Genomic DNA, 6,964 nt, shown 5'->3' with positions numbered 1-6,964 from the left:
CAAGCACTTGAAGATAAACTCTGCGATGGTGTTTGTCCGCAATCTCCGTGCAATGGTATTCCGTGCCATAGATAATGAATGGCTCGTAAAAGACCCATTCAGACGATATGAGTACAAGGAAGAAGAGACCACAAGAGAATTTCTGAGCAAAGAAGAGATTCACCTGTTGATGGAAACACCTATCACAAGAAAGAAGATGAGTATGGTGCGTGACTTGTTCCTGTTCTGTTGTTTTACAGGTCTCGCTTTCATTGATCTGTACAACTTGAAGGAAGAGAACATCAAGGAATTTTTCGATGAAGGTGAATGGATCGTTATCCATCGACAGAAGACAGGAACGGAAGCCAACATCAAGTTGCTTGATTATCCCAAGCAAATTATGGAAAAATACCGTGGATTGTGTGAAGACGGCAGGGTGTTTCCAGTACCCAACTACCAAAGTTGTATGGATTCGCTCAAAAGACTGGGAAAGAAATGTGGTATCACCAAGCCGCTTTCCTGGCACATGAGCCGTCATTCGTTCGCAACCTCGGTTTGCCTCTCCAACGGAGTTCCAATAGAAACCGTGAGTTCAATGCTAGGTCACAAGGACATAAAGACAACCCAGGTGTATGCCAAGATTACCAAGGAGAAATTGAGCAAAGACGTGGAAAAGTTGTCTCAGCAGATTAATAACATTGAGGAATTCACGTTTGGAAATGTTTGCAACGATAATACTAACACTATAAATGGCAGAGTATGAAACGACAAGTGATAACAATACAAGAAGATATGGTCATCTACGCCCCACATCATGGTGAGGTGTGGATGACAGTTTGGGAGATTGCCGAACTGCTGAATGTAACAGGGACAGCAGTGAAGAATACCATCAAGCGCATTTGGAAACAAAGTGTGCTGAAAGATTTCCAGCATTCGCAATACATCAAACTTGAAAATGGATATTCTGCGCATGTCTATGATATGGAAGTGATTATCGCCATAGCACTTCAAATGGATACATACCAAGCCTTGTTGTTCAGACAATGGCTTATCAGTAAGGTTGTGAACTGCAAGGATTGCCAAGCAGAGCAAGTAAAACACGAGTATCCGATGATTATTGTGATGAACGGAACGATGCCAAGAGGTATAAGTTAGAATCTCTCATCTTTTAATAAGATTCCTACACCTTTATAATATAATAGCGTACAGGGGGAACGATTTTTGTCGTTGTATCCTGTACGCTATTCTTGTTTCGCTATTATTAAGCAGTACCCTCCCCTTGTGAAACAGTGCCGTCGATTATCGGCTTGCGGTAATTACCAGTGAGAAGTGCTTGTATCTCGGATTCCGGATAGAGGGTTTTGCCACATAATATAATGTAGGGCAAGATGCCTTGTTTGCGATATTCCTGCAAGGTACGGCGACTAAGCTTCAAATGCTCGGAGAGTTCCTTGTCGGTGAGGTATCGCTCCCCGTCCAAAGGTGGGCTGTAGGACTCGATGAATGAAGATAGCCAGTTGTTGGCTTTCTTCAAGGATTGCATGGCGGTGTCTATCGACTTGCTCTCATGCGTAAGAAGTTGGTTCATGTTCATTGTTTACAATTTGGATTAAGTGGTGAATATAAAATGTGTTGGCTCGCCCAGGGTAAAGTTTTCGGCTTTGCCTTGGGCGAGTTTGGCTTTACGCTATACCGATTTGATTCTGGCGATAAGCGGAACGATGGCTTTGACCTCTTCGGGGCAGTAATAGAATTGGCGACCTATCTGGGTATGACCCAAGAAACGGCGGTCACGAAGTTTTTGTAAGGTGCGCTGGCTGATGCGAAGTTGCTGGCAGACCTCATGACCTGTAAGCCATTTGTTCAGACGCTTGCCGTTAGCCTTATGCTTCAGCAACTCAACTTTCTTTACCAAGGCATCGTATCTTGCCATCATCAAGTCGAATGCCTTCTTTTCCATTGTTACTACTTCCATATTCTCTGTTTTATTGGTTCAACAAATTTGGGTGCAAAGTTAATGTGTGTATGTTGAAAAACAATGAAAATGAATAACTGTGGCAGTGCTTTTCTGGGGTTTGCCGACCGCTTGGCAAGAAAAATCAAGAAAATTATACGTGGGTCATTAATGAGTTGTTAAACGGGTATTTAGCAAATGGTTAATTTTGCCACCGAGAAATAAAAACAACGAATTATATAACATTTCAAACGGAATTAGAATGGAAGTAATAACAATGGAAAGTGCAGCCTTCAAAAAGCTGACAGAACAGTTGACAGAAATAGTCCAGTACGTGCGATTGGCAAAAATGGCATTTCAAGAGAACTTGACGGGTAAGGGATTGAAGCCGATGTTGACCAATGACGATGCAGCTAAGATGCTTGGTGTGAGCAAGCGCACCTTGCAGCGAATGCGCTCAGAGAACCGCATTGATTTTATTAAAATTGGCAATCAATGCCGATACCAAGTTGAAGCCATTGAAAGAATGGTTGAGGAACGAACAATAGCAAAGGAAACATGAGCATGGAAGATGGAACATTGAGAAAACTGGAGTTATATCTCCATGACCTACACAAAAAGATAGACGGCATCTACGACATGCTGATGTTGAGACACGAACGAGAGACGGAGCAAAAAGGAAGTTCTGCCATCAATGAAAAATTGCTCGACAACCAAGATCTCTGCCTCTTATTTCAAATCTCCCCTCGTTCCCTTCAACGCTATCGCAGTCTGGGGGTGCTTCCCTACAAGCGTTTGGGGCAGAAAACATACTACACGGAAGAGGATGTGATGCAGTTTGTAGAGAATAATGTCAAAGAATTCAAGAAAGAGAATGTGGAGCATTACTTGACTCGCATTCATCAGAAATTCAAATAACAACAGTATTCACCATTAAAAATTTACAATTATGGTACAAAAGAAAAAGAGTGATGAACAGGACGTGCTGGTAGTCCGTGACGAGAAGACGGGCGAGATCAGTGTCGTCGCCGGACTCAGCAGGGACGGCACCCCGAAGCGAGCACCCGCCAAGGCGGAGAACACGTCCGACTTCCTGCGTTTTGACCGCAACAGTGACTTGATGGACAGTTTCTTTAGAAACTTCTTCCGCCAGTGCAAGGAGCCAAGCCGATTCGGATTCTACCGCATAGCGGCAGACCAGGTGGAAAACCTGCTTGGTGTGATGAAGGAGTTGCTGAAAGATCCGGAGGCTAACAAGGAGATTCTTTCCGCCCACAAGGTTGACACCTCCAATTATGAGAAAGAGGCAAAGCAATCGGAAGGTCAGGCGAAAGAAACCGCATCATCGGACGATGCGTCCAAGACGCAAGCTAACACAGAAAAAGAGAATGTATCATCTGAACAAACCAACGAAAAAGAGAACGACATGGAACAGAAACCAGAACAGACTGCAACCGAACAGCAGGCACAGACCGCTCCGGATGTAAAGCAGAACCTCATCAGTGGTAACGATGTGAACCTGCAGGAACTTGGTGCCAAATATGGCATAGACTTCAACAGTATGAATGAGAAGGATATGAAAGCCCTGCTCAACTACGGCAAGACGGGGCTTGTGATAGTGAAGCCGACCTTCGGCGGTGAACAGATAGAGATACAGGCCCGTCTGTCATTCCGCAAGGACGATAACGACCAGTTGCAACTCGTGCCACATTTCGTGCGCAACGAGCCAAAACTCGATGTCGCTTACAAAGGCTATACCTTTACTCCAGAGGACAAGAAGAACCTGTTGCAGAACGGCAACCTCGGAAAGGTAGTGGATTTCCCCGACAAGAATACAGGTGAGCTGCGTCCTCATTTCATCAGTATCGACCGTCTCACCAATGAGATTGTTGACATCCCTACCAACAAGGTGCGCATACCAGATACCATCGGCAAGACACCTATTACCAAGGACGACAAGAGAGTGCTCTACTCAGGTATTCCGCTTCGCAAGGAGATTGAGCTTGCCAACGGGCGTAAGTTTACACCGCTGTTGCAGGTGAATGTGGAACAGCGTGGCGTGGAGTTCGTGCCTGGCAGCACAAGACAGGCGCAAGGTCAGAAACAGAATGGAGACAAGAAGCAGACCGCTGACAAGCAGGAGCAGAAGGCAGAAGGTGATGCGGGCGGTCAGAAGAAGCAGCAAGATCCCAACCACTGGCTCAATGAGGATGGAACTATCCGCCGACTCAACACCTATTTCAAGAAGGAACTGACCGAGCAGCAGAAGGACGACTATGTGGCAGGTAAGACCATCGAGATCAAGGAAGTGCCGAACAAGAACGGCAGCGGTACCTATACCGCCTACGTAAAGTTCGACTTCGACAAGATGCAGCCACGTTCCTACCGCAACAATCCAGACCTCAAACAGGCAAAGGAACAGATTCCTACCAATGAGAACAAGGTACAAGTCGCCGTCAACGAGCAGGGCAAGACCCATGAGGCGACCAAGCACACCAAGGATCCGCTGAGTCCGGGACAGTCTGCGCCAAAGAACGAAAAGCAGCAGAAGGAACAGAACGCCGAGGAACAGAAGCCAAAGAGAAAGGCAAGAAGCGTGAAGATGTAGTTGCCGCCACTTGATCCACAGAGTTAATCATCCATCATAACAACCGACATCTGCGACCGTCTATCCCACGGTTGCGGGTGTCACAAAAAGACATCAGAAAATGAAGACAATCATCGCAGAGAAACCAAGTGTAGCCAAGGAAATCGCCCACATTGTGGGAGCTGACAAGCGTGAGGAAGGCTATATGCAGGGCAATGGCTATTATGTGACATGGGCATTCGGACATTTAGTGCAGCCAGCCATGCCAGAAACCTACGGCATGAAGGGATTCCATGCAGAGAATCTGCCTGTGATTCCCGACCCGTTCGTTCTTGTTCCCCGACAAGTCAAGACAGAGAACGGCTACAAAGCAGATGCAGGTGTGCTTGCCCAGATTAAAATTATCGGCAAGCTGTTTGACAGCAGTGAGCGCATTATCGTAGCAACCGATGCCGGACGTGAGGGAGAGTTGATTTTCCGATACCTCTATGCGTATCTCGGTTGCCAGAAACCTTTCGACCGTCTCTGGATCAGTTCGCTTACGGACACCGCCATCCGGGAGGGACTTCTGAACCTCAAGGATGGCAAGGAGTATGACAATCTCTATCATGCAGCCAAGGCACGAAGTGAGGCAGACTGGCTCGTCGGCATCAACGGCACACAAGCCCTTACTATAGCCGCAGGACGTGGCACCTATTCCGTAGGTCGTGTGCAGACCCCGACACTTGGCATGGTGTGCGAACGCTATTGGGAACACAAGCGTTTCGAGTCGAAACCGTTCTGGCAGGTACACTTCGGTGTGGTTGATGCAGACAGTGGCAATATACTGAAGTTCACATCTGTCAACCGATGGACAGACAAAGCCACCGCAACCGACATATATAATAAGGTGAAAAATACCGGTTCTGCCATCATCACAAAGGTCGCAACCAAGCGAAAGGTGGAGAAGGCACCGCTCCTTTACGATCTCACCACCTTGCAGAAAGAAGCCAACTCCCAGCATGGCTTCACGGCAGAGCATACACTATCCATCGCCCAGAAACTCTACGAGGCAAAGTTCATCACCTATCCAAGAACATCAAGCCGATATATCTCGGATGATGTATTTGCCACCCTTCCCAAACTCTTCAAGAATTTGGAGAATCATTCGGAATATGGAGAAAAAGTGAAACTCTTGCCTGGCAGTGAGGACTACAGCAAGAACAGCGTGATTGCAGCCAAAGTGACCGACCACCATGCCCTGCTCATCACAGAAAATGCAGCCGTTGGTCTTTTCAAGGACGAGAAGATCGTTTATGACATGATATTGTGCCGGATGATTGAAGCGTTCTCGGCAGACTGCATCAAGGACATCACATCAGTATCGGCGCAAGTGGATCATGACGTCGAATTTGGCATCAGTGGCTCCATCATCCGACAGACTGGCTGGCGAGCGTTGTCGCTCAAGGAAAAGAACAACAGGCTGGACAAGGATGCAGACGCAACCGACAATGAAGTCAAGGAGCAAGTCATTCCCAACTGGCAAGAAGGACAGCATATCACTCTTTCTGGCTGCACCATCACGGAGGGCAAGACCAAACCAAAGCCATTGCATACGGAATCCACATTGCTTGCAGCAATGGAGACCGCAGGCAAAGAGATAGAAGATGATACGATGCGCCAGGCAATGAAGGACAGCGGTATTGGCACACCTGCCACACGTGCCGCCATCATCGAAACCCTGCTCAAACGAGAGTATATGGTGCGCCAGCAGAAGAAACTTGTGCCGACGGAAAAAGGACTCGCCCTGCATTCCGTGGTGAAGAACATGGCGATTGCCAATGTGGAGATGACGGGCAAATGGGAGGCGGAACTTGCCAAGATTGAACGAGGTGAAGCAAGTGCAGACGGGTTCACACATAGTATCGAAGGTTATACCCGTGAAATCACTGCGGAATTGTTAGGTTGTGACAGACTTTTCAGCCACAAGGATTCCGGCTGCCAGTGTCCTAAATGCAAGCAAGGTACCATGCAGTTCTTCGGAAAGGTAGTAAGATGCAGCAACAAGGAGTGTGGTATGCCAGTGTTCAAGCAGGTAGCAGGAAAGTTGCTTACTGATGCCGACATCACCGACTTGCTCACCAAGGGCAAGACCAGAACGCTCAATGGTTTCACCAGCAAGCAAGGCAAATCATTCTCCGCAGCCATTGCCTTTGACGAGAATTTCAACACGAAATTCGTCTTTGCAGAGCGCAAAACAGCAGAAAAGCGAGGAAATGTGAAGAGATACAAGAAATAGTTTGTACCTTTGCCACCGAAACATGGTTCATAAATGGTGTCTTTATTCAGGATGCTTTTATTTACTGTGGATTAAGTGGCGGCACTCGGAGGGATACCGAGTGCCTTTTTCTGTGTGTCGGGCATGACACTAACCTAACTGGTTTAACTCCAGTCGCAGGTATTTA

At 47.1% G+C, this 6,964-nt stretch carries 8 protein-coding genes; 6 read left to right on the top strand and 2 right to left on the bottom strand.

Features of this window, described 5'->3' with window-relative positions; all coding sequences use genetic code 11:
• Both F7D20_RS01580 and F7D20_RS01575 read left to right on the top strand, forming a co-directional pair.
• Positions 1-742: site-specific integrase (locus F7D20_RS01580; RefSeq protein WP_158462535.1), on the top strand; the 742-nt coding region annotated here is incomplete at its 5' end.
• Positions 739-1,134 (top strand): hypothetical protein, encoded by a 396-nt coding sequence (locus F7D20_RS01575; RefSeq protein ID WP_228114070.1) that lies wholly within the window; start codon positions 739-741, stop codon positions 1,132-1,134. The genes F7D20_RS01580 and F7D20_RS01575, both read left to right, overlap by 4 nt.
• A gap of 106 nt (positions 1,135-1,240) precedes the next feature.
• Here the strand turns inward: F7D20_RS01575 and F7D20_RS01570 are convergent, their stop codons facing one another.
• Positions 1,241-1,573, bottom strand: coding sequence for a helix-turn-helix domain-containing protein (locus F7D20_RS01570; protein WP_158462533.1), 333 nt, complete (start codon positions 1,571-1,573; stop codon positions 1,241-1,243).
• A gap of 93 nt (positions 1,574-1,666) precedes the next feature.
• The gene (locus F7D20_RS01565) at positions 1,667-1,954 is read right to left on the bottom strand and encodes a helix-turn-helix domain-containing protein (RefSeq protein ID WP_071122342.1); all 288 of its coding nucleotides are present in this window, start codon (positions 1,952-1,954) and stop codon (positions 1,667-1,669) included.
• 241 nt (positions 1,955-2,195) lie between these two features.
• Between F7D20_RS01565 and F7D20_RS01560 the strand changes: the two genes are divergently transcribed.
• From F7D20_RS01560 to F7D20_RS01545, 4 genes are all read left to right on the top strand, one after another.
• Complete coding sequence (locus tag F7D20_RS01560) at positions 2,196-2,495, top strand: helix-turn-helix domain-containing protein (protein ID WP_068856520.1); 300 nt, start codon at positions 2,196-2,198, stop codon at positions 2,493-2,495.
• Between the two features lie 77 nt (positions 2,496-2,572).
• Positions 2,573-2,851 carry a helix-turn-helix domain-containing protein gene (locus F7D20_RS01555; RefSeq protein ID WP_081978971.1) on the top strand — a complete coding sequence of 93 codons (279 nt, stop codon included), beginning with the start codon at positions 2,573-2,575 and terminating at the stop codon, positions 2,849-2,851.
• 31 nt (positions 2,852-2,882) lie between these two features.
• Positions 2,883-4,541 carry a DUF4099 domain-containing protein gene (locus tag F7D20_RS01550; RefSeq protein WP_158462531.1) on the top strand — a complete coding sequence of 553 codons (1,659 nt, stop codon included), beginning with the start codon at positions 2,883-2,885 and terminating at the stop codon, positions 4,539-4,541.
• A gap of 100 nt (positions 4,542-4,641) precedes the next feature.
• A complete protein-coding gene (locus F7D20_RS01545) occupies positions 4,642-6,798 on the top strand; it encodes a type IA DNA topoisomerase (RefSeq protein WP_158462529.1) in 2,157 nt (718 codons plus the stop codon).
• Positions 6,799-6,964: the final 166 nt, after the last annotated feature.

It is taken from the genome of Segatella copri (assembly GCF_009495355.1).
Classification (GTDB): Bacteria; Bacteroidota; Bacteroidia; order Bacteroidales; family Bacteroidaceae; genus Prevotella.
This window is presented reverse-complemented; position numbering and strand designations above follow the sequence as displayed.